The 23,797-nt window shown below is 62.3% G+C and carries 16 protein-coding genes; 6 read left to right on the plus strand and 10 right to left on the minus strand.

Going from position 1 to position 23,797, the window contains the following annotated elements; all coding sequences use genetic code 11:
• Position 1: 1 nt before the first annotated feature.
• Positions 2 to 1,354, plus strand: a complete 1,353-nt coding sequence (gene lysC, locus MRK42_RS12470) for a lysine-sensitive aspartokinase 3 (protein WP_338610235.1) — start codon at positions 2 to 4, stop codon at positions 1,352 to 1,354.
• A gap of 65 nt (positions 1,355 to 1,419) precedes the next feature.
• Here lysC and MRK42_RS12475 read toward each other — a convergent pair whose 3' ends face one another.
• A complete protein-coding gene (locus tag MRK42_RS12475; protein WP_338610237.1) occupies positions 1,420 to 2,505 on the minus strand; it encodes a hypothetical protein in 1,086 nt (361 codons plus the stop codon).
• Positions 2,506 to 2,760: 255 nt separating this feature from the next.
• Between MRK42_RS12475 and MRK42_RS12480 the strand changes: the two genes are divergently transcribed.
• A complete protein-coding gene (locus tag MRK42_RS12480) occupies positions 2,761 to 5,022 on the plus strand; it encodes a sulfatase-like hydrolase/transferase (RefSeq protein WP_338610239.1) in 2,262 nt (753 codons plus the stop codon).
• A gap of 94 nt (positions 5,023 to 5,116) precedes the next feature.
• On the opposite strand, the gene MRK42_RS12485 is transcribed toward MRK42_RS12480, so the two are convergent.
• The 8 genes from MRK42_RS12485 to MRK42_RS12520 all read right to left on the minus strand — a co-directional run bounded on the left by MRK42_RS12485 (position 5,117) and on the right by MRK42_RS12520 (position 14,383).
• Positions 5,117 to 5,434 (minus strand): heavy metal-binding domain-containing protein, encoded by a 318-nt coding sequence (locus MRK42_RS12485; protein WP_042025987.1) that lies wholly within the window; start codon positions 5,432 to 5,434, stop codon positions 5,117 to 5,119.
• Between the two features lie 133 nt (positions 5,435 to 5,567).
• A complete protein-coding gene (gene dedD, locus MRK42_RS12490; RefSeq protein WP_338610242.1) occupies positions 5,568 to 6,335 on the minus strand; it encodes a cell division protein DedD in 768 nt (255 codons plus the stop codon).
• A 66-nt stretch (positions 6,336 to 6,401) separates the two neighbouring features.
• Positions 6,402 to 7,661: a bifunctional tetrahydrofolate synthase/dihydrofolate synthase gene (gene folC / locus MRK42_RS12495; RefSeq protein ID WP_338610244.1), complete on the minus strand. Its 1,260-nt coding sequence runs from the start codon at positions 7,659 to 7,661 to the stop codon at positions 6,402 to 6,404.
• A 2-nt stretch (positions 7,662 to 7,663) separates the two neighbouring features.
• On the minus strand, positions 7,664 to 8,527 hold the full coding sequence (gene accD / locus MRK42_RS12500) for an acetyl-CoA carboxylase, carboxyltransferase subunit beta (RefSeq protein ID WP_026458562.1): 864 nt from the start codon (positions 8,525 to 8,527) through the stop codon (positions 7,664 to 7,666).
• Positions 8,528 to 8,646: 119 nt separating this feature from the next.
• The gene (gene truA / locus MRK42_RS12505; RefSeq protein ID WP_042025983.1) at positions 8,647 to 9,456 is read right to left on the minus strand and encodes a tRNA pseudouridine(38-40) synthase TruA; all 810 of its coding nucleotides are present in this window, start codon (positions 9,454 to 9,456) and stop codon (positions 8,647 to 8,649) included.
• A gap of 141 nt (positions 9,457 to 9,597) precedes the next feature.
• Positions 9,598 to 11,802, minus strand: coding sequence for a FimV/HubP family polar landmark protein (locus MRK42_RS12510; protein WP_338610248.1), 2,205 nt, complete (start codon positions 11,800 to 11,802; stop codon positions 9,598 to 9,600).
• 287 nt (positions 11,803 to 12,089) lie between these two features.
• On the minus strand, positions 12,090 to 13,106 hold the full coding sequence (locus MRK42_RS12515; RefSeq protein ID WP_042025981.1) for an aspartate-semialdehyde dehydrogenase: 1,017 nt from the start codon (positions 13,104 to 13,106) through the stop codon (positions 12,090 to 12,092).
• Positions 13,107 to 13,261: 155 nt separating this feature from the next.
• A complete protein-coding gene (locus MRK42_RS12520) occupies positions 13,262 to 14,383 on the minus strand; it encodes a 4-phosphoerythronate dehydrogenase (RefSeq protein ID WP_338610251.1) in 1,122 nt (373 codons plus the stop codon).
• 251 nt (positions 14,384 to 14,634) lie between these two features.
• On the opposite strand from MRK42_RS12520, the gene MRK42_RS12525 reads away from it, so the two are divergent.
• The 3 genes from MRK42_RS12525 to MRK42_RS12535 all read left to right on the plus strand — a co-directional run bounded on the left by MRK42_RS12525 (position 14,635) and on the right by MRK42_RS12535 (position 17,692).
• Positions 14,635 to 15,363, plus strand: a complete 729-nt coding sequence (locus MRK42_RS12525; RefSeq protein WP_338610253.1) for a phosphatase PAP2 family protein — start codon at positions 14,635 to 14,637, stop codon at positions 15,361 to 15,363.
• 81 nt (positions 15,364 to 15,444) lie between these two features.
• Positions 15,445 to 16,125, plus strand: coding sequence for a ribonuclease T (gene rnt, locus MRK42_RS12530; protein ID WP_201978577.1), 681 nt, complete (start codon positions 15,445 to 15,447; stop codon positions 16,123 to 16,125).
• Positions 16,126 to 16,369: 244 nt separating this feature from the next.
• Positions 16,370 to 17,692, plus strand: coding sequence for a Na+/H+ antiporter family protein (locus tag MRK42_RS12535; protein ID WP_042025976.1), 1,323 nt, complete (start codon positions 16,370 to 16,372; stop codon positions 17,690 to 17,692).
• Positions 17,693 to 18,085: 393 nt separating this feature from the next.
• Here the strand turns inward: MRK42_RS12535 and purL are convergent, their stop codons facing one another.
• Positions 18,086 to 22,003 carry a phosphoribosylformylglycinamidine synthase gene (purL, locus tag MRK42_RS12540; protein WP_338610256.1) on the minus strand — a complete coding sequence of 1,306 codons (3,918 nt, stop codon included), beginning with the start codon at positions 22,001 to 22,003 and terminating at the stop codon, positions 18,086 to 18,088.
• A gap of 149 nt (positions 22,004 to 22,152) precedes the next feature.
• On the opposite strand from purL, the gene mltF reads away from it, so the two are divergent.
• The gene (mltF, locus tag MRK42_RS12545) at positions 22,153 to 23,643 is read left to right on the plus strand and encodes a membrane-bound lytic murein transglycosylase MltF (protein WP_026456140.1); all 1,491 of its coding nucleotides are present in this window, start codon (positions 22,153 to 22,155) and stop codon (positions 23,641 to 23,643) included.
• Positions 23,644 to 23,797 lie beyond the last annotated feature (154 nt).

Here is a 23,797-nt window from a genome sequence, read left to right on the forward strand (position 1 = left end):
AATGAGCCCGATCAATGTCGCCAAGTTTGGCGGAACCAGTGTCGCCAACGCCGCGGCCATGAACAACTGCGCCAATATCGTGCTGGCCAACCCCGCCACCCGGGTGGTGGTGCTGAGCGCCAGCGCCGGCGTCACCAATCTTTTGGTAGCGCTGGCCCAGGGCGAGCTGGATGAGACGGGCCAGGAGGCGCAACTGGGCAAGCTGGCGGAGATCCAGCACGCCATTTTGGCCGATCTGGGCCACCCGAACGACGTGAGCGAGTTCATCCGGGCCCAGCTTGGCGAGATCCGCACCATGGCGCGCCAGGCCAGCCAGCAGACCGACGCCGAGCTGGCCGATCGCCTCATCGCCTGTGGTGAGCTCATCTCCACCCGCCTCTTTACCGAGCTGTTGCACCAGCGCGGCGTCAAGGCCCACTGGCAGGATGTGCGCCAGCTGATGCGCACCGACAGTCGCTTTGGCAAGGCCACCGTGGATATCGCTGCCACCCGCACCCTCTGCCAGCAAGCCCTGGCCCCCATGCTCGGGGATACCCTCATCATCACCCAGGGCTTCATCGGCGCCGATGGCGACGGTCGCACCACCACCCTGGGCCGGGGCGGCTCCGATTACAGCGCAGCCCTGCTCGCCGAGGCGCTGGACGCTGGCAGCATAGAGATCTGGACCGACGTGCCCGGCATCTACACCACGGATCCGCGCCTCGTCACCCGCGCTCGTCCCATCCCGGAGATCAGCTTCGTCGAGGCGGCCGAGATGGCCACCTTCGGTGCCAAGGTGCTGCATCCAGCGACCCTGCAACCTGCGGTACGCCAGAACATTCCGGTGTTTGTCGGCTCCAGCAAGGATCCGGCGGCGGGGGGAACCTGGATCCGCTCCAGTACGGATTCGAGCCCGCTGTTTCGCGCCGTGGCCCTGCGCCGCAACCAGGTGCTGGTCACCCTGCACAGCCTCAACATGTTCCACGCCTATGGCTTTCTGGCCGAGGTGTTCGGCATCCTGGCCCGCCACCGCATCTCGGTGGATCTCATCACCACCTCGGAGGTGAGCGTGTCGCTCACCCTGGATCACACCGGCAGCCAGAGCAACGGCGAGCCCGTCTTGAGTGACAAGGTGCTGGCGGAGCTGGGGCAGCTGTGCAAGGTAGAAGTGGAGACGGGGCTTGCGCTGGTGGCCCTCATCGGCAACCGCATGAGCGAGGTGAACGGGGTCGGCAGCCAGGTCTTCTCGACCCTGCGGGATCACAACATCCGGATGATCTGTTACGGTGCCAGTGCCCACAACCTCTGCTTCCTGGTACAGGAGTCGGACGCCGGCAACATAGTCAACTGCCTCCATCAGGAGCTGCTGGATTAAGCAGCTTCCATAGCAGAGGGCACCCCGGGGTGCCCTCTTTTTTTGCCTTCACGGTTGACCCTGTTTCAGGCCGGCGTCGCCACCGGCAGCTGGCAGGCCATGGCCTCGCGACGCTGTCGCTGCAAGCGCACCAGCATGTCATCCTGGCTGGTGCTCTCCTCCTGCCCAGGCAGGTTATCCACCAGCAAGGGATAGTGATCGGTGACCGCCTGCTCCAGCCAGTCGAGACGGCGCAGGGTGAGCGGGCCGCAGCTCTGGCCGCTCAGATCGTCCGCTACATCGAGCTTGTGGCTGCGATACATGTCGCGCCACCAGTTGGCAGCAAGCGCCTCGTCACTGGCCAGCGCCGCGCTCCACTCCCCCTGCAGGGCATGCAGCCGCGCCAGCACGGGGGCGCTCGCCCCCTGGCGACCGAGATGGAGGATCTCCTGCTTCACCCAGGCAAGGCAGAGCTCGCGCCAGTAGCGAAACTGCGGCAAGGGATCGGGCTCATCGAGCCAGAGCCCTGAGAGGGTGCGAGTCTCCAGCCGCTCCGGCACATGAAACTGGGGGTCGACCAGCCCGTTGGAGTTGTATTCAAAGCGGGGATCGAAGGTCCACATGTAGCCAAAATCGAAGACGCTGATCTGCTCGCCGTCATCGAGCAGGTTGCCGGGGCTCGGATCCCAGTCAAACCAGCCCCAGCGGGCCAGCTCCCCCTCCACTTCCAGCATCTGGGCCAGATTGCGCTCGTTGAGGCTATGCACCGGCACGCCACGCAGCCAGGGAGAGACCAGGATGCCGGCCCGGGCCGAGCCATAGCTGGTGCAGACCACGTGGGAGAGGATGGTGGGATGGAGCTCGCGCAGCGCTTCTATTTCCCGGCGGCGCTCCAGCTCGGTCAGAAAGGCGGTCTTGCCATCGAGATTGGCGACCAGTGAATCCTGGCGGCGCCGCTTCAGGCACCAGTGATGGCCATCGACCTTGAGGTGGAACACCTCGGCCGTCAGGCCATGGCGATAGACCTTGAGCACGGCGGGATGCGTCTCCTTGAGATTGACCAGTTGCCCCACGGGCAGCGGGCAATCGCGCTCGCGCCCGATCCGTACCTCCTCCTTGCTCTCCAGCATGCGCAGCAATCTGGCCTGACGCGCCATCACTTTAGGATTCATATATGTACCTCCCGGCTCTATTGAGAGACTAAACAGCCCACTCTCCCCAAACCAGCGGCAAAACATCATGATGACGCTTTCATCACAGAATCCGTGCAGCCTCTCGATCAGGATCACAATTTGCAGGGATGTATCGTCACCCAATATTCATCAAGCCGTCATTAAATTGACAAGCAGGAACAAGGTCAGCACCATCGGGTCAAACAGTATGCGGATACACGCTTTCTTTCTCACTCGCTCAAAGGACGAGCTCATATGAACGTCTCCTCCTCAGGTCGCCCGACGGGCCGCATCCTGAGTCTGCCCACCCTGTTGCTCGCCCTGCTGTGCGCACTGCTGCTGTTTACCCTGGTGTTGCCCCTCATCAATCCGGGCAGCTGGCTCGGCCGTGCCCAACCGCTGGTGCTGGGGCCCGCCGATCAGCCCCTGGCCACCCTCACCCGCCACTCGCTGCTCTATAAAAGCGACAGCCGTGGCCTCTATCTGGTGGTGCGCAGCCAGTGGCAACTGCTCAAACCGCTGCAACCCGAGGACAGGGTGCGCGTCGAACTGCTCAATGACAAGGGGGAGCGGATCGACCAGCTGAGCCAGCGGGTCGACAAGCGTCAGCGTTGCCGACAGGCCCGCTGCACCCTTGACCTCAACAGTACCTTGCGGGCACCGGACGATGCCCTCGCCAGCCGCTATCAGCTGCGCATCGGCCTGCTGCTGGCAGACCGTCCCGAGAGCGCCGAGTTCAGCCAGATCCTGCAAACCCTGCCGGAACGGGGATTCAATCTCACCTATCTGTTCACCAGCCTGGTGCTGGTGCTGGCCTTAAGCGCCGTCATGCTCAGGGTACTGATGCCCAGACTCAGGCGCAACATGCGCTGGCGGATGCTCGGCAGCCTGCTGCTTGGCAACCTCACCTTCGTGCTGCTGCACGGCTTCGTGGTGTTCAAGCTGGGGGAATTTCTGCTCTGGTCGGGTTTTCGGCCGGAACACTACTATCTGGCCTGGGCCAGCATGGTGCTGGGTTGGGGCCTGTGCGCCCTGGCGGGGTTCAACCTCTATATGGGGCTGGTCTTCACCACCCTCTCCGGCATCGGCCTCTTGGCCAACTTCATGAAGATTGCCATCTATGGGGTACCCCTTGGCGGTGATGACCTTGGCAACCTGCTGGCCCTGGTGCGGATCCTGCTCGATCAGCACCCGGTGTTGCCGATATTGGCCACTTTGCTGGCGCTGTTTCTGTGCTGGCGCTTCGCCCTGTCGCGCTGGGTGCTGCGTACCGCCGCCGCCACCGCCGCATTTTTTGCCCTGTGCGTATTCGCCACCCAGACCGGCAACAAGCTGCTGGGAGCCAACATTCGCTACGTGGACAGGGCGGTCAACTATCACAGGGACATCATCCGCTCCGGCCCCGGCCTCTATCTGTTCAACCTGGTGGACGAGATGCTGCAAAGCGGCAGCGTGTTTCGCTATCCGCTGCAGATCAACGAGCTGACGCCGCAGTTGAGCCATCCTCCCCGGGGAATCGCGCCACGCTGGGATCTGGTGATCGTGCTGCAATATGAATCACTGATGCTCGACTGGCAGGGGCGGATCTGCGCCCCTGCCCCCACCTTGAGCCTGCCCGCTAGCGTGCAGCAGTGGCGCAAGACCATCCACTCCCCCACCACGGGGGGCATGACGGTGCTGGCGGAGTTCGAGATGAATACCGGGCTGCCGGTGGGCCTGCTCAAACAGGGGGTGGTGCCCTACTACTACCTCTCGGAGCAGGTGCCCGGGCTGGCTCAAAGCGCCAGGCAAAGCGGTTACAAGACCCTGTTCGCCCACCCCTATGTGGAGAAGTTCTGGGGCCGCGCCAAGGCCATTCCGGCCCTTGGCTACGAGGAGCGCTGGTTCGATACCCGCTTCACCACTCTGGAGCACAAGGGACTCTATATCTCGGATGATGCGCTGATCGACCATCTGCTCAAACGCAGTGAGCAGGACAGCCAACCCCTGTTTGCCTATGCGGTCACCATGCAGGGGCACGGCCCCTTCGATGGCCCCCGCTATCAGGGACAGGAACTCAATGGCGCCTGCCCGACCCAGAGCGAGTCGGACAAACAGCTGCTCAACACCTACTACACCGGGGTGGTGGATGCCATGGCATCCCTGGAGCGGCTGATCAAGACGCTGGATCAATCGGGCAAGCGCTACCTGGTGGTGGCCTTTGGCGATCACCAGCCCTTCCTGATGTCAGCGGGCAAGGGCATTCACGGCGACAAGCCGCCGCGCGATGCCAGCTACCAGATCCCCATGATGGCCTTTGCCCGGGCCGACGACCCCCTGTCGCTGGCCCAGCAGTTTGCTCCGGTGCGCCAGCTTTACCAGATGGGCCAGGCCACCCGCCAGCTGCTGGCAGGGGACACCACCCCCATCGCCGACCGGCCCCTGCTCCACCCGGTACTGGGAGAAGAGAAGGGGTTCGAGGTCTCCCCCCTAGTGCCCCAGATCCGTGCCAGCTTCCGGCCCGATGCCCTACCCTGAGTCTCCTTCAGCTGAATACACAAGAGGCCGCAGTTGCGGCCTCTTTCATAAAACGGTGGTCTATTGCTCCGGCATTGGCTGGAGCATCACTAGCTTACACCACCACAGCGGTACCGCTGATGCTCACCATCAGCATGCTGCCACTCTGGCCCACCACTTCGTAGTCGATATCGATCCCGACCACGGCGTTGGCGCCGAGTGCCGCGGCGCGCTCCTTGAGCTCATCGAAGGCGATCTCCCTGGCCCGGGCCAGCTCCTTTTCATAGGCACCGGAGCGGCCGCCGATGATGTCGCGGATCCCGGCGAACAGATCCTTGAAGACGTTGGCCCCGAGAATGGCTTCGCCAACCACGATGCCGCGGTATTCACGTATGCTCTTGCCTTCCAGGGTGGGGGTGGTGGAGAGGATCATCTTGTACTCCTGCAGGTAACGGAGGAGCCAGCCTACCCCAAGTGGCCGCAAATCCCAACCCGCACGCCAGCCGCACACTGGCGGATAAAAACACACCGCGCACGGGGCGCGGTGTGTTTGTCGTTGGCTGGCGTTACGGATTGTAGGAGACGACCGAGCCACTGAGGCCCGTCATCTGGGCGATCCGTCCCTGCATCCCCTGCAGCTTGGCCTTGGAGACATCCGGACCGATAAAGACCCGGTTGAGCTGGCCCTGCACCGGCGTGCGCGGCGAGGTGTGGGCCGAGTAGCCCGCCGCCCGCAGCTTGCTCACCAGCGCATTGACGCTGTCGACATTCTTGAAAGCCCCGAGCTGGAGGATCCAGCTGCCCTGTGCCGGCGCGGGGGCTGGCTGGGTCGGCGTGTTCATCTTGCTCTCGATCAGATCGTCGAGGGATTTGATCTGGCCAGCCTGTGGCTTGGGCGGCGTCTTGACCACTTCGGCCGGCTTGGCAGGCTCGGGCTTGACCACCGGCTTGGGTGGCTCGACCGGTTTCTTGGCGACCACCTCGGGCTTGGGTTGCGGTTTGGGTTGTTCGACTGGTGCAGGTGCCGTTGGCTGAGCGGCGCTGCTCTGCCCCTGGTTGGCCAGGGTCATGGGATCGGCGATCTCTTCCACCTGCCACTGCTGGGCCGCCGATGCCTGCTGCTGGCTGGCCTGATGCTCGGCAGGCAGAGTGCTGGCCGCAGAAACCTGCAGCTCGGGACGAGCGGGCTCCAGTTCAGGGCGCAGCGGGATCTTGGCGAATGCCTCCTCCTTTTGCGCCAGCTTCTGCCCATCCAGCAGATCCGGCAGGAAAATGACGACCAGGGCCACCAGGATGACGGTACCCACCAGACGGTTTTGAAACTTCGAGGCCAAGTTGACTCCTAGCTTTACTTAACTCGATACGCGGCAGGCCCCCGCAAGCGGGGGCAGGAGGCTGCCCTAGCGGGGGACCTGCGCTAAAATGTCGGCGACAGTGTAAAACGAACCAAACACAATGACCATATCATCCGGACTCGATGCAGCCAGGGCAGCCCGATAGGCGTCAACCACGGCATCGTGAGTCTGTGCCGGGCCCCTATCCTCCCCCAGCGCATCGCGCAGCTGGGTGGCGCTGGCCGCACGCGGCCCGGTGAGACTGGCCAGATGCCACTCGTCAATAAGGCCATCGAGTTCGGCGAGCGATCCCGCCATGTCCTTGTCTTTCAGCATGCCGACCACGGCCCGGCGCACGCCTTTGCAAGGGATCTGGCGCAGCTGGCTGGCCAGATAGGCCGCCGAATGGGGATTGTGGGCCACATCGACGATGACCAACGGCGCTGTTTGCAGCTGTTGCATCCGCCCAGCCAGGCGGGCATTCGCCAACCCTTCGCGGATGGCAGACTCCGGCAGCGGCAGACCCAGGGATTCCAGCGCAGCCAGCACAGTCACCGCGTTCATCAGCGGCAGGGCCGGTTTGGGCAGATCGCACCAGTGGTTGAGACCGTGATAATCCCAACCGCTGTCGTGCTCATCACCACGAAAGTCGATGCCGACCTGATGCAAATTGGCACCGATGCGCTGTGCTTCGCTGGCAATGGTGGCTGGCGGATTAGGCTCACCGCTGATGGCGGGTTTGCCGGCGCGATAGACGCCCGCTTTTTCCACGGCCACCGCCTCCCGGGTATCCCCCAGCCAGTCGCAGTGATCGAGCGCAATGGAGGTGATCAGGGCCACATCAGATTCCACCACATTGGTGGCATCGAGCCGGCCGCCCAGCCCCACTTCCAGCAGCAGTACGTCCGGCGCGGCACGGCGAAACAGCCAGAGCCCAGCCAGGGTGGCAAACTCGAAGAAGGTGAGGGCCGTCTCGCCACGGGCCGCTTCCACTTCGGCAAACGCGGCGCAGTGATCGTTATCGGCCAGCTCTTCACCGTTGATCCGCACCCGCTCGGTGAAACGCAGCAGATGAGGGGAAGAATAGACGCCGACCTTATAGCCCGCCGCCATCAGGATGCTGGCCGCCATGGCGCAGCTGGAGCCCTTGCCGTTGGTGCCCGCCACCGTGATCACCTTGAACGGCAGCTCGGTGAGCTCCATACGGCGGGCGACGAGACCGACCCGATCCAGCCCCATGTCGATATTGACCGGGTGGATCTGCTCCAAATAAGAAAGCCAGTCGACCAGCGACCGGCTTTGGGATTGTTGCATGTTTGAGCTCATCTTTACTCTTCGATGACGTGCGTATTCATCAGTTTGGCAAGCAGGCTGGCCAGACGATTGCGCATCTCGCGACGGTCGATGATGAGGTCGATGGCACCCTTCTCCAGCAGGAACTCGGAGCGCTGGAAGCCTTCCGGCAATTTCTCGCGCACTGTCTGCTCGATGACTCGCGGACCGGCAAAGCCGATCAACGCCTTGGGTTCGCCCACGTTGACGTCACCCAGCATGGCGAGACTGGCGGAAACGCCACCCATGGTGGGGTCGGTCAATACAGAGATATAGGGCAGGCCCGCCTTGGAGAGGCGATCCAGCGCCGCGCTGGTCTTGGCCATCTGCATCAGGGAGAACAGGGCCTCCTGCATGCGGGCACCGCCAGAGGCAGAGAAGCAGACCAGGCCGCGACCATCCTTCAGGCACTCCTCGACGGCGCGCACGAAACGGGCACCGACCACGGAGGACATGGAGCCGCCGATGAAGGAGAATTCGAATGAACAGGCAACGACCGGCACCCCTTTGAGGGTCCCTTTCATTACCACCAGCGCATCTTTCTCTCCCGTCTCTTTCTGAGCGGCAGACAAACGATCCTTGTAGCGCTTGGAATCCTTGAATTTCAGTACGTCATGGGGCTCCAGCTCGGCACCGACTTCGGTCCGATCCTGCTCGTCGAGGAAGCTCTCGAGACGGGCACGGGCGCTGATGCGCATATGATGATCACACTTGGGGCACACTTCGAGGTTGCGCTCCAGTTCTGCCCGGTAGAGCACCTGTTCACAAGCACTGCACTTGGTCCACACCCCTTCCGGAATGTTGTGACGACGAGGGGCAGTGATCTTGCTCTTGGGAAGAATCTTCTCAAGCCAGCTCATGGAATTCCTTAATGCTTTTGTGCCTGACAACACGCATCGAGCCTTGGTTGTTCAATGACTTAATAGCTCGATGGCAACAAATGACGGGTCATTAAACCACAATTTTTCGGGCGCAGTTACTAAAAACTGGTCGTACCCGGTGCCGAGTCCGGCAGCCACAGCGGACCGAGCGGCACCCGCGGCAGGGCAAGCTCTGCCGGGTAATCCACGTCCACCAGATAGAGACCACCGGCCTTGGCTGTCGGCCCTGCCAGGTTGCGATCTTTAGCTGCCAACACCTCGGCGATCCACTCCACAGGTTTGAGCCCCTGCCCCACCAGCAGCAGTGAACCTGTGATGTTGCGCACCATGTGGTGCAAGAAGGCGTTGGCGCGGATATCGAGCACCACATAGGGCCCCTGACGGCTGACGCACAGGTGGGTCACATTGCGCCACGGGGTCTTGGACTGGCAACCGATGGCCCGAAACGAGCTGAAATCCTGCTCACCAAGCAGATACTGACCGGCCTGGTGCATCAGCTCGGCATCGATGGTCTCGTGGTAGTGGCTGACGCCGCTACCGAGGATCGCCGGGCGATAGTTGTGGTTGTAGATGACATAACGGTAGCGGCGGGCGGTGGCGCTGAAGCGGGCGTGGAACTCCTCGTCCACCTCCTTGACCCAACGCACGGCGATATCCGGAGGCAGGTTGGAGTTGAGCCCCAGGGTCCAGGCGGACTCGCTGCGGATCGCGTGGGTATCGAAGTGGATCACCTGACCGGTAGCATGGACTCCGGCATCGGTTCGGCCCGCACACTGGATGGAGACCGGATGATTGGCGATGCGGCTGAGGGCTTTTTCCAGCTCTTCCTGCACGCTGATCACTTCGCGCTGACGCTGCCAGCCAAAATAACGGCTGCCGTCATATTCAATACCTAGGGCAATTCGCATGGATAAACTTGTCTTGTTGTAAAAGGACGGTGAAAGAAAACTGGCGGATTATACGCGCCTCGTCTCAAAAATCCCAAAAAGCCGAAAGAAAAGGGGCCGCCTGCCGGCTGCCCCTGTCGTCATTGTCTTGCAGGCGCTGGTCTAGCCAAGGCGCTTGAGCAGCTTCTCGGCTTCGGCGCGCTGGTGATCGCTCCCCTGCTCCACCGCCTCTTGCAGCAGCTCGCGGGCGCTATCCTTGTCGTCGATCTCGAGGTAGGCGCGGGCCAGATCCAGCTTGGCCCCCACGCCGCCATCGTCGGCGTCCACGTCAAACCCGGTGGACTCCGGCAACACTTCGGGGAAACCGTCCAGCCCCACGTCCAGGGAGAAGTTCTGGTAAGGCTCCTGCTCGGGCACACCGGCATCGGCTTCGGCCAGCAGCTTGTCAATCTCGACGTAGCCGTTCTCCTCAGCCTGCTCGCGCGGCTGCACATCGCTCGGATGAGACTCCACCTCGGTGAAGGCATCTTCGAAATCGGCCAGCGCCAGTTCGTTGGGATCCCACTCCAGTTCCGGTTTGGCATCCTGGGTACCGGTAGGCTCCAGACCAAGCTCGGCCAGCATCTCGTCGGCACTGCTGTCTGCGCTCAGTTCGATCGCCTCATCACCCTTCGCCTCTTCACTCTTCACCTCATCGGTGGGCGCGTCGAAGGCACTCTCGAAATCGCTGAGATCGAAGCTTGCCAGCTCATCATCCGCCTCTTTATCAGTGGCGTGCTGGTTCAGTTCGGGTTCGATATCCGCAGCAAGATCGGCATCCAGCTCGGCAAACAGGGCCGCTTGCAGCTCCTCTTCGCTCATGATCTCGTCGGCGGCATCCGGCTTAGGATTGAACTCGCCGGCCAGATCCATGGCGGGTTCACTGTCCAGCGCCACCGGTTCGTCATGCTCCAGATCGAGGTCGGGCACCAGATCCGGATCGCGGCTCGCACTCTGGGCCGGCATCCGCTCGGGCTCGAAGCCTTGCAGCTCCATCTCGCCCTCATCGCTGAACACCAGATCCACATCCGCTTTTTCCGGCTCGTCCGGTGCAAAGCCGTCCGGGGTGTTGAGATCCGGCACCACGGGGCGCACCGGTTCGTTGTCGGTCACATCGACGCTGAGCAGGTCGTCAAACTCGTTGCGATCCTGATCCATCATCATGGCGGTGGATTCGGAGAGGCTCTTCTCCTGCTCTTCCAGCTCGCGGCGGGCACGGGCACGCAACCACAGGGTCACCATCGCCAATACCAGCAACACCGGCAGCAGGATGATCATGGCGAGGTTGAGCGGCGAAGAGAGCAAGTCCATCAGCCAGTTCTGCTTGGGTTCTGGCTCGGCCGCCACCGGTGGTACCGGTTTGGCCTTGAGTTCGGCAATCTCTTTTTGCAGCGCGGTCTGATCCTGCAACTGGGCCTTGAGGGTTTCCACCTCCTCGGTCAGGGATTGCAGACGCAGCTTGAGCCTGTGGTTCATCTCGGTCATCTGGCCGAGCTGGGCATTGGCATCTTCCAGCGCCAGCGCCATCTCGGTCGCCGGTTGGCCCACCGGCTTGTCGAGATCGGACGGCAGCGGGGTCGGCGCCGTTTCGGCTGCCGCACTCGGGGCCGGGACCACCGCCTCTTTCGGGGCGGATTCGCTTACCTTGGCCACTTCCTGCGGTTGTGCCTTGGGTTCGACGACAGGTGCAGGAATGGGCGCCGGCTTGACGACCGGAGCGGGAGCCACAGGCGCTTTCACGGGTTCGGGTTTGACCGGCTCAGGCTTGGCAGGGGCCGCCTTGGCCACCACGGGCTTGGCGGTATGAGCCTGCTTGTCAGCCAGATATTTGGGGCTCAGCCCCTTCCAGCTGGCGTTGTCACTGCGGAACTTGGCGCGGGCCTCGGCATCCGTGATGACGCTCGCTTCTGCCGCCGTGGGCAGCAAGATGCGGGACCCCACCAAGATATGGTTGATGTTGCCATCGGCGAAGCTGCGGGGGTTTTTCTCGTAGATGGCGACCATGGTCTGGTAGACGCTGACCCGGCTGGAGGGGCGGTACTTGTTCGCCAGGCTCCACAGGGTATCGGTCGGACGGATCGGGCCATAGTTGCCCGCATTGGCGGTGGCGACCTGACGAACCACGGGCTGGGCGGTGGCACGCACCGGTTGTGCCACGGGTCTTGCTGCCGGCTCGGCCTGCTGCTGAGTATTGACGGCAGGTGCTTCAGGCTGATCAGGGCCTTTCAGCTCGACAAAAAAAGGCGCGCGCGCAGGATCTTCGGCCTGGGCCGGGCCCAGCAGGCCCAGTGCGAGTAGCGTTGCCAACGTTATGCGGGAATGTCCCATATTCGTTCCTTCGTATGACGGCCCTATCACATTGAAAAATCTGGATAGTTACCCCAAAACAATCGGTTCAATATAAATCAGGCTTGCATCGCAAGCCAGCAGTCCGACACATTTAGCACCCAACTTGTTCCTGAGTGTAGGAAAAAACTTAATCAGTTGATATCACAACAGAATCTGGATGCAACGTAGTGCGGCCCCGGTCACACCCGGATCAGGTGCACCAGTGCCGGTATCGGGTGCCCGGGTACGCGGCGCTCCCTGCCGCGTCCCCATACTGCCTTCAGCCCTTACAGATAGTCGCGCACCAGCAATTCGGCAATCTGTACGCTGTTGGTGGCGGCGCCCTTACGAACGTTATCGGCCACGATCCACATATTTACACCACAAGGGTGAGAAATATCCTGGCGAACTCGGCCCACCAGCACCTCATCCTTGCCTGTTGCGTCGCGCACCGGGGTCGGATAATCCTCTTCCTCGTCAAACAGGGTCACGCCGGGAGCATGGCGCAGCAGATCCTTGACCTGCTCGGCATCCAGCGGCTGGTGCAGCTCGACGTGGACCGCCTCGGCATGGCCGTAGAACACCGGCACCCGCACGCAGGTAGGGTTCACGGCGATGCTGGCATCCCCCAGGATCTTCTGGGTCTCCCATACCATCTTCATCTCTTCACGGGTGTAGCCATTGTCGGTGAAGCTGTCGATCTGCGGAATGAGGTTGAAGGCGATCTGCTGCGGATAGAGACTCGGTTCCACCGGACGGCCGTTGAGCAGCTGCGCGGTCTGGCCGGCCAGCTCGCTCACCCCCTCCTTGCCGGAACCGGAGACGGACTGGTAGGTCGCCACGTTGATGCGGGCGATGCCCACCTCGTCGTGCAGGGGCTTGAGCGCCACCAGCATCTGGATGGTGGAGCAGTTCGGGTTGGCGATGATGTTGCGGTTGCGAAAATCCGCCAGGGCGTCCGGGTTCACTTCCGGGATCACCAGCGGAATATCTTCGTCGTAACGGAAGCAGGAGGTATTGTCGATGACGATGCAGCCGTGCTCGGCGGCAACCGGCGCCCACTTGGCGGATGCCTCGGCACCGGCGGAGAAAAGGGCGATCTGCACCTGGCTCCAGTCAAACTCCTCGACATCCTGGATCTCGAGGTTCTTGCCATCAAAGCGCACGGTTTCCCCGGCGCTGCGGCTGGAGGCCAGCGGATAGAGGGTCGCCACCGGGAACTCGCGCTCCTCCAGGATCTCGATCATCGCCTGACCCACGGCGCCGCTTGCGCCCAATACCGCTACGTTAAACTGCTGGCTCATTCTGTTCTCCTCTGAAAATGGTGCGATGGCGCCGACAGGCGCCATGGTCGGCAGACTGATGTCTGCCTGAAACGTCCGAACCGGTGCAAGGAACTCGGCACCGGTTCGGTAATAACTTGGCAATCACGCGCGAATGGCCGCTTTGGGCCACCCGATCAGGGCCGGGAGATATCGAATCCCAAGGCCCCCAACGCCGCGCTGGCATGCTCCCCCCCGATCTGCAGGGAGGATAGTTCACGGCGCTCCGGGTAGTGCTTGCGCTGGGCATCGAAACTGCCGGGCAGCCCCAGCCGGTTACGAAAACGGGCATCATCGCGGCGCACGTCATAAATAAGGTGCACCAGCTGCTTGATCAACGCCTGATCCGGCGCCCGGCCAGGCTCGACCAGCCGCACATCGGGCGGCGGCAGGAGGCGGCGCAGATCCTGGCGCGGCTCGCGCCCCAGCTGGCGGCAGAGCGCCTCATAGAGCATCCAGGTGCCACGGGCCTTGCCCTCCAGGCTATAGCCCGCAATATGGGGCGTGGCGATCTCGGTATGAGGCACCAGCGCCTGCAACGGATCGGGCTCCCCTTCCCACACATCCATTACCAGCCGCAGTGGTTCAGGCCCCTGTTGGCGGGCAAGCAGCGCCCGGTTGTCCCACACCTCGCCGCGGGAGGCGTTGATAAGGATCTGGCCTGCGGGCCGCCTGGCAATCTCCTGCTCCCCCAGCAAATGGAAGGTGGCATCCGACCCCTCGCGGGTGATGGGCACGTGGAAGCTGATGATATCGGCGCCAAGGGCGCTCTGGTAATCCACATACTCCCCCGCCGCGCCACTGCGGGCCTTGGGCGGATCACAGCGCAGCACCTTCATGCCGAGCGCCTCGGCCTTGCCGGCCACGCACTCACCCGTGTTGCCGGCACCGATCACCGCCAGGGTCAGGTTGGCGAGCACCAGCTCGTAGCGCTCGGCCAGCACCAGCAAGGAGCTCAGCACATAGTCACCGACCGAATACTTGTTGCAGCCGGGGGCACTGAAAAAGGGGATGTGGCGACTCGCCAGGAGCGCCTTGTCCACATGATCCGTCCCTATGGTGGCGGTACCGACGAAGCGCAATTTGGGACAATCCGCCAGCAGGGCCGCATCGACCCGGGTGACGGAGCGCACCAGGAGGACATCGGCATCCTGCAGATCCTGCGCCTGCATCTGCCGCCCTGGCAGGGGGACGACCTCACCGAATTCGGCAAACAGCTCCACGGCGTGGGGCATATTCTCATCAACGACTATTTTCATCGGGCTCTCTTTGGTCAATACCGCCAGCGCGCGCCATTCTAGCCCAAAGCCAGTCAGGATTTCAGCCCGTTAGGCAATAACAGTGCCCGCGCGTCCCGATTTCAGTGCGGCGGTACACACAACAACCAGACGGAGGGCGCTATGTGGCCGATTGTGTAAGCAGAGGTAACAAGGAGGCGGCAGACTTTGCCCTCCCGGTTACCCGCTGGCACAATGACCCTCTTTTGCCATCGCCCTTGTCTCTTTTCTTTATGTCGCCACAGCTTCACGCCACCGCCCTCACTCGCCGTCAGGTAGCCGGTTTCAGCGCCCTGCTGATCCTTCCCCTGCTGCTGCTCGTCTGCCTGCCCTGGCAACCTTTTATTCCCGCGCTGCTGCATGAGGACTGGCTATGGTGGCTCTACGCCCTTACCCGTACGGTCGATCTCCCCGGTATCGCGGTAACAGGCGCTGTGTTGCTGCTGCTGACCCGCCACAAGCTCAAGTTGGATCACGCCGCCTTCGTGGCCCTCGCCGGCGCCCTGTTTGCCCTGCTGGCCTGTGACTGGCTCCTCAAGAGCCTCATCAAGCAGCTGACCGAGGAGCCCAGGCCCTATCTGCTCTGGCTCGAGAGCCAATCCCTCATCCCGGCGCTCAAGACCTTCTACACCAGCGCCACCGAGCTGCGCAGCGAACAGGTCCATGCCGCCAGTCAGTTGCTGGCCCTGCCCGACTGGCTGGGTCATCACTGGCAGGCAGAGGTGAACTACGCCTTCCCCTCCGGCCACAGCATCGCCGCCATCGCGCTGGCCCAGTTTTTCGGCCTGATCTGGCTGGCCCGTGCCCCCGGGGGAGTCTGGCTGCTCCCCCTGTGGGCACTGGGAATTGGTCTGTCGCGGATGCTGCTCGGCATGCACTGGCCCATTGACGTGCTGGCCAGCGCCCTGCTTGGCGCCTTCACCGCCCTCATTGCGGCGCGCTGGTGGCTGCGCCGCTACTAGGTCGCCCCCTTGGCCAGACGGGGGGACAAGCACCGGCTTTTTTGCCATAATGCCGCCCTGTTTTACGCCGACCGAGATCCCATGACCGACGCAGTTCATACCCTCAAGGGCCGTTTTCGTGGTTTTTACCCCGTCGTCATCGATGTTGAGACCGCAGGTTTCAATGCCAAAACCGATGCCCTGCTCGAAATCGCCGCTTATACCCTGAAAATGGATGAGCAGGGCTGGCTCGTGCCCGACCAAATCTTCCACTTTCATGTCGAGCCGTTCGAAGGGGCCAATCTGGAGAAGGCCGCGCTGGAGTTCACCGGCATCGACCCCTACAACCCGCTGCGCGGAGCCGTCTCAGAGAAAGAGGCGCTGACCGAGATCTTCAAGGGCATTCGCAAGGGGATGAAGGAGCAAGATTGCGGCCGCGCCATCATAGTGGCCCACAACGCCACCTTCGATCATGGCTTCGTCATGGCCGCCGCCGAGCGGGCCGGGCTCAAGCGCAATCCGTTCCACCCGTTTGCCACTTTCGATACCGCCGCCCTGTCCGGGCTGGCCCTCGGTCAGACAGTGCTGGCCAAGGCGTGTCAGGCGGCCCGCATCCCGTTTGACAACAAAGAGGCCCACTCCGCCCTCTATGACACGGAGCGCACCACGGATCTGTTCTGCCATATTGTCAACCGCTGGAAGAGCATGGGGGGCTGGCCTCCCGCCCAGGTGGACGAAGAGACCACCGATGCCCCTGCCAACGACGATGCGCAGGAGGCATAAACCAAAGGCTGCCATGGGCAGCCTTTTTGCTTTTTGGCCATGAGGCCGGGGCATCTTCCTGGCCCCATTCTGACCAGCACAGAGACGAACCGCGGAGATAAATCCCGAACAGGATCAACTTTGTGCCAGATGCCGCTACCGGATGGCCCTCTCTCCTGATTTTTTTCTCGACATTTGTCACATTTTTCGCAAACTAGCTCTCTTTCATATGACAGACAGCAATCACAAACCATAAGGAAATCAAATGAATCCTGTTGTTGTCGCAGTGGGGCTGATGCTGGTGCTCAGCCTGCTGCGGATCAATGTGGTGGTCTCCCTCGCCCTGGGCGCCATCGCCGGCGGCCTGGTCGGCGGGCTCTCGCTGACCGACACCCTCAGCACCTTCAGCGGTGGCCTGGGTGGCGGTGCCGAAATCGCCCTCTCCTACGCCATGCTGGGCGCCTTCGCCGTCGCCATCTCCCGCTCCGGGATCACCGACCTGCTGGCCCGCAAGGTGATCAGCCAACTGGGCAAGGATGCCAGCAGCTCCCGTATCCTCTGGGTCAAGGCTCTGCTGCTTTGCTCCATCCTGGCCGTCGCCATCTCTTCCCAGAACCTGATCCCGGTTCATATCGCCTTCATTCCGATCCTGATCCCGCCCCTGTTGCACGTCATGGCACAGATGCGGATCGACCGTCGCCAGGTGGCTTGCGTCATCACCTTCGGCCTGACCGCGACCTATATGCTGTTGCCGGTCGGCTTTGGCGGCATCTTCCTGAACAACATTCTGGCCAAGAACCTGATCGACAACGGCGTCGCCATCACCACCAGCCAGATCCCGATGGCCATGGCCATCCCGGTCGGCGGCATGGTGCTGGGTCTGCTGGTGGCCGTCTTTATTAGCTACCGCAAGCCCCGTCAGTATGATCTGGCCAAGATCCTGGATGCCGAGCCGGAAGCCGTCGAGCTCAACCTCACCCACATCTGGGTTGCCTTGCTTGCCATCGCCGTGGCCCTCGGCCTGCAGCTGATGACCAACAGCATCGTCCTGGGTGCCCTGGCCGGTTTCGTCATCTTCACCTGTGGTGGCGTCATCAAGTTCCGCGAGAGCCAGGATGCCTTCACCCAGGGGGTGCGCATGATGTCGCTGATTGGCTTCATCATGATCTCCGCCGCCGGTTTTGCCGCCGTGATGAAGGCCACCCACGGGGTCGAAAGCCTGGTGCAGGTCGTTGCCTCCAGCATTGGCCAGCACAAAGGGATTGCCGCCTTCCTGATGCTGCTGGTGGGTCTGCTTATCACCATGGGGATTGGCTCCTCCTTCTCCACCGTGCCCATCATCGCCACCATTTATGTGCCCCTCTGCCTGCAACTGGGCTTCTCCCCCATGGCGATCATCGCCCTGGTCGGCACCGCCGGCGCGCTGGGTGATGCTGGCTCCCCCGCCTCGGACTCCACCCTGGGCCCGACCTCGGGTCTCAATGCCGATGGCCAGCACGATCATATTTGGGACAGCGTGGTACCCACCTTTATCCACTACAATATCCCGCTCATCATCTTCGGCTGGATTGCCGCCATGGTGCTCTAAGCGCGAGATATCCGGCTGGATAAACAGATGCAAAAGGCGACCTCGGGGTCGCCTTTTTACTGCCTGCCGCCGACTACTAATGGAAGAGTGCATGCATACTCAGGCTTTGCCTCATGTCAGGGGACCAGACAAGCTGGCCCTCCGCATCTCTTTATGTTCCTCTTCTCTTGTTTCTCTTGTTTCTCTTGTTTCTCTTGTCACTCGCTCGTTGAGGTCACAAGCGCCCCTTCTCCTTATTCCCTTTCTTGCCATTGCCAGAGCGGCAACAACCACAGGGTAAATCCGTTGCCAACAAGGCACCCTCGATCCCGCACTACCAGCCTTACAGCAGGCTCACCCAACAAGATAAAAAAGGCCGCTCATTGAGCGGCCTTTTGATGGGCAGTGTCGGGATTAACCCAGACGAACCCGGGCATTGCGGAACATCCGCATCCAGGCACCATCCTCGCCCCAGTTGTCCGGGTGCCAGGAATTGGCCACGGTGCGGAACACCCGCTCCGGGTGCGGCATCATGATGGTTGCGCGACCATCCGTGGTGGTCACGGCGGTGATGCCGTTCGGCGAGCCATTCGGGTTGGCCGGGTACTGCTCGGTCACGTTACCGCGGTTATCCACAAAACGCAGCCCCACCAGACCGCTGGCTTGCAGCGCAGCCAGGTGAGCGGCATCGCGCACCTCCACGCGCCCTTCCCCGTGGGAGACGGCGATCGGCATCATGGAACCAGCCATGCCGGCGAAGAAGGCGGACGGGGAGTCCTGTACTTCCACCAGGCTGAAGCGGGCCTCGAAGCGCTCGGAACGGTTGCGCACGAAGCGCGGCCACAGATCGGCGCCGGGGATGAGCTCGCGCAGGTTTGACATCATCTGGCAGCCGTTGCAGACACCGAGCGACAGGGTATCGCCGCGCTCGAAGAAGCGCTGGAACTGCTCGCGGGCGCCATCGTTGAACAGGATGGACTTGGCCCAGCCTTCACCTGCCCCCAGCACGTCGCCATAGGAGAAGCCGCCACAGGCCACCAGGGTCTGGAACTGCTCCAGCTTGATACGACCGGAGAGGATATCGCTCATATGCACGTCGACCGCGGTGAAGCCGGCGCGGTCAAACGCCGCCGCCATCTCCACGTGGGAGTTGACCCCCTGCTCGCGCAGCACCGCCAGACGGGGAGATGCTCCCTTGGCGATATAGGGCGCCGCCACATCGTCGGCCGGGTTGTAGCTGAGCTTGGCCTGCAGACCCGGATCGGCTGCGTCCTGACGGGCGGCATGCTCCTGATCTGCGCACTCGGGGTTGTCGCGCAGTCGCTGCATCTGCCAGCTGGTCTCGCCCCAGATGGTGCGAAGGGCAGTGCGGCTGGCGCGATAGACCTCCTGACCGGCCCGCTGCAGGGTGATGAGATCCCCCTCGCGCACCGTGCCGAGCACGTGGGAGCAGGCGGCCAGACCGTGACCGGCCAGCAGGGTCATCACCGCTTCCTTGTCTTCACGGCGCACCTGGATGACGGCACCCAGCTCCTCGTTGAACAGGGCCGGCAGCAGGTCGCCACCGATGCGATCCAGTTGCAGGTCGAGGCCGCAGTGACCGGCGAAGGCCATCTCCACCAGAGTGACGAACAGGCCACCATCGGAGCGATCGTGGTAGGCGATCAGCTTGCGATCGGCCACCAGCGCCTGCATGGCGTTGAAGAAGCCTTTGAGCTGAACCGGGTTGTCCAGATCCGGCGCCTTGTCACCCAGCTGGCGATAGACCTGGGCCAGGGCGGAGGCGCCGAGGCGCTGCTTGCCGTTGCCAAGGTCGATGAGGATAAGGTCGGTCTCACCAAGATCGCTGCGCAGTTGCGGGGTGACGGTATTGCGCACGTCCTCGACCCGGGCAAAGGCGGAAATGAGCAAGGAGAGCGGCGAGGTGACGCTTTGCTCCTTGCCATCCTGCTGCCAGCGGGTCTTCATGGACATGGAGTCCTTGCCCACCGGAATGGTGATGCCAAGGGCCGGGCAGAGCTCCTCGCCCACCGCCTTGACCGCCTCGTAGAGGCCGGCATCTTCCCCCGGGTGACCGGCGGCGGCCATCCAGTTGGCGGAGAGCTTGACCCGCTTCAGCGATCCTATATGGGCCGGAGCCAGGTTGGTGAGCGCCTCGGCCACCGCCATACGGGCGGAAGCCGCATGAGACAGCAGCGCCACCGGGGTGCGCTCGCCCATGGACATGGCTTCGCCGTGGTAGCTGTCGTAGGTGGCAGCGGTGACGGCGCAATCGGCCACCGGGATCTGCCAGGGGCCGACCATCTGGTCGCGGTTGACCAGACCCGTCACGGTGCGATCGCCGATGGTGATGAGGAAGGATTTTTCCGCCACGGTCGGCAAACGCAATACCCGCTCGGCGGCCTCGCTCAGGGTAATGCCATCCAGCTGCAGCGGCTTGCCCTGGGCGGGCAGACTCTCTACCTCGCGGTGCATCTTGGGGGTCTTGCCGAGCAGCACATCGAGCGGCAGATCGATGGGGTGGTTGTCAAAGTGCTGATCGGAGAGAGTCAGGTGCTTCTCTTCAGTGGCGCTGCCGATGACGGCATAGGGAGCGCGCTCGCGCTCGCACAGGGCCTTGAACAGCGGCAGCTTGTCCTGGGCGACGGCCAGTACGTAACGCTCCTGGGATTCGTTGCACCAGATCTCGAGCGGGCTCATGCCCGGCTCGTCGTTCGGGATGGCACGCAAATCGAAGCGACCACCGCGATCGCCGTCGCTCACCAGCTCCGGCATGGCGTTGGAGAGGCCACCGGCGCCCACGTCGTGAATAAAGACGATGGGGTTGTCATCACCCAGTTGCCAGCAGCGGTCGATCACCTCCTGGCAACGGCGCTCCATCTCGGGGTTGTCGCGCTGCACCGAGGCAAAGTCCAGATCCTCGGCGGACTGGCCGGAGGCCATGCTTGATGCCGCGCCGCCGCCCAGGCCGATGTTCATGGCAGGCCCCCCCAGCACGATAAGGGCAGCCCCTACCGGGATCTCCCCTTTCTGGACGTGCTCGGTACGGATGTTGCCGATGCCGCCCGCCAGCATGATGGGTTTGTGGTAACCACGTACCTCGACGCCGTTGTGGCTCGGCACCTCCTCTTCGAAGGTACGGAAGTAGCCGAGAATGGCCGGACGACCGAACTCGTTGTTAAACGCCGCCCCGCCGAGCGGGCCCTCCTGCATGATGTCAAAGGCGCTGACGATGCGGCTCGGCTTGCCGAAGTCCTGCTCCCAGGGCTGCTCGAAGCCGGGGATACGCAGGTTGGAGACGGAGAAGCCGACCAGACCCGCCTTGGGCTTGGCGCCGCGGCCGGTGGCGCCCTCGTCGCGAATTTCGCCGCCTGAACCGGTGGCAGCGCCCGGGAACGGAGAGATGGCGGTCGGGTGGTTGTGGGTCTCCACCTTCATCAGGATGTCGACCTGCTCCTGGTGGTACTGGTACTCACCGTTGGCGGGGCTTGGGAAGAAGCGGCCGGCCTGGCTCCCTTCCATCACGGCGGCGTTGTCTTTATAGGCAGACAGGACATGATCCGGCGTCTGCTCAAAGGTGTTCTTGATCATCTTGAACAGCGACTTGGGCTGCTGCTCACCGTCTATGGTCCAGTCGGCGTTGAAGATCTTGTGGCGACAGTGCTCGGAGTTCGCCTGGGCAAACATGTAGAGCTCGATGTCGTTGGGGTTGCGACCCAGCCGGGTGAAGTTCTCCACCAGATAGTCGATTTCGTCATCGGCCAGCGCCAGACCCAGGGCCACATTGGCCTCCACCAGGGCGGCGCGGCCACCGGCCAGCACATCAACCTGGGTAAAGGGACGCGGCTCGTGATGGGCAAACAGGGCTGCAGCCTGCTCCATCTCGCCAAACACCACTTCCATCATGCGATCGTGCAGCACGGCCGCCACGTCGGCACGCTGGGCGGCGCTCAGTTCACCCTTGGCCTGCACGTAATAGGCGATGCCGCGCTCGAGTCGCTTGACCTGGGTCAGGCCGCAGTTGTGGGCGATGTCGGTTGCTTTGGAAGACCAGGGGGAGATAGTGCCGGGGCGGGGGGTAACGAGAAACAGCTGACCGCTGGGGGTGTGTTCGGGAATGGTCGGGCCGTAGCGCAGCAGCTGGCCCAAGGTCGCTCGCTCGGGGGGCGACAGCGGGCTGGTCAGCTCGGCAAAGTGCACATATTCGGCATAGATCCCTTCTATCTCTACTCCTCTCTCCGGTTCACTCTCTGCCGCTATCTGCGCGAAGCGTTGCAGCAGTTTTTGGACTCGAAACTCAGACAGTGCAGGGGCACCACGCAAGATATCCATATGACCTTTCTCACCAAGTTTTAAAGTGGGGGGGAATTGAGACGCGCGTATTATAGGGATCTGGCTCACAGCGGACAAACGTTTTTCTAATTTGATGCAGTGTGACTCGACGCACACTCTCTGGTATAAAGGTGCCTCTTTTTTGACAAATGCCGATTTTTTCAACAAAGGTACTCACCTACTTGCGCTGCATTTTTCGACTGTTTATCGGGTTGATGTTGACGCTGGCCCTGGGTGGCTGTGACTTCTATACCCCCTCCAGCCAGCTGGAGCAGATCCGCCAACGGGGCGAGATCCGGGTTGGCACCCTCTACGGCCCCACCTCCTATTACCAGCGGGACGACATCGCCCAGGGCTTCGATTACGAACTGGCCAAAAACTATGCCGACTGGCTGGGGGTCAAGCTCACCATAGTGCCGGTCAACACCGCCGACGAGCTGGTAGCCCTGCTGCAAAAAGACAAGCTGGATCTCGCCGCCGCCGCCATCATGGTCACCCCGGAGCGGCGCGCACTGCTGCGCTTTGGTCCCGGCTTTTATCAGGTCTCCCCCAAGCTGGTTTATCGCAACGGCAAGCCCAAGCCTGCTTCCCTGAACGACATCAAGGGCAAACTGGTGGTGGCCGCAGGCTCCAGCGGCGAAGATCTGCTCAAAGAGCTCAGCAAGGACTATCCCAACCTCAACTGGAGCACCCGCACCGATGCCGACGTGGAAGATCTGCTCAAACAGGTCGTAAAAGAAGAGATCGACTACACGATAGTGCAGGATACCGTGCTGGCTCGCACCCAGCGCTACTACCCCGAACTCACGGATGGCCTGACCCTGGCCCAGCAGCAAACCGTGGCCTGGGCCATGACCAAGCTGCCCGATGACAGCCTCTATGCCAGCGTCATCGACTTCTTCGGCCAGCGCTTCATGGATGGCGCCATCGCCAAACTGGACGAGAAATACTTCGGCCACGTGCAGAACTTCGACTTCGTCGATACCCGCACCTTCCTGAAGCGCGCCAAGAGCCTGTTGCCGAAATACCAGCCTCTGTTCCAGGCCTATGCTAAGAACATCGACTGGCGTCTGCTGGCCGCCATCAGCTACCAGGAATCCCACTGGGATCCCCAGGCCCGCTCCTATACCGGGGTGCGCGGCATGATGATGCTGACCGAACCCACCGCCAAGGCGATGGGGGTCAACGACCGGACCCATCCGGAGGAGAGCATCAAGGGGGGAGCCCTCTATCTGCAACACATGATGGAGAAGGTGCCCGACTCTGTGCCCGAGGATGAGAAGGTGTGGTTTGCCCTCACTGCCTACAACATCGGCTACGGCCACATGATGGATGCCCGTCGCCTGACCAAGGAACTCGGCAAGAACCCGGATGCCTGGGGCGACGTAAAAGAGGTGTTGCCGCTGCTGCAGCAGGCGCGCTGGCATCGCAAAGTGCGCTATGGCTATGCCCGTGGTGGCGAGGCGCGTAACTACGTCAACAACGTGCGCCAGTATTACCAGAGCCTGCTCTGGCTCGACAACGAACAGCAGAAGGATCAGCAGCGGGAAAGTCTCGATCGGGATGACGACAGTCCGTCAGAGCCTGTAGAGCGGCCGACCATTATCGCCGAGGTAGTGAGCCGGATCACCCAGAGTTAACCTGCTGATCCCGCTGTTTTCGGCCAAATTTCTCTGCTACCATCTGATCACATCGGAGCCTATCTGAAATCGCATTGTTTTTCATAGCGTTGAGATATGCACTAACAGCAATTTCCGATGGGCTCCGCCAATGACCCAAGGCCGGGATGGCCAC

This window comes from Aeromonas sp. 19NY04SH05-1, from assembly GCF_040581895.1.
GTDB classification, from domain to species: Bacteria; Pseudomonadota; Gammaproteobacteria; order Enterobacterales; family Aeromonadaceae; genus Aeromonas; species Aeromonas enteropelogenes.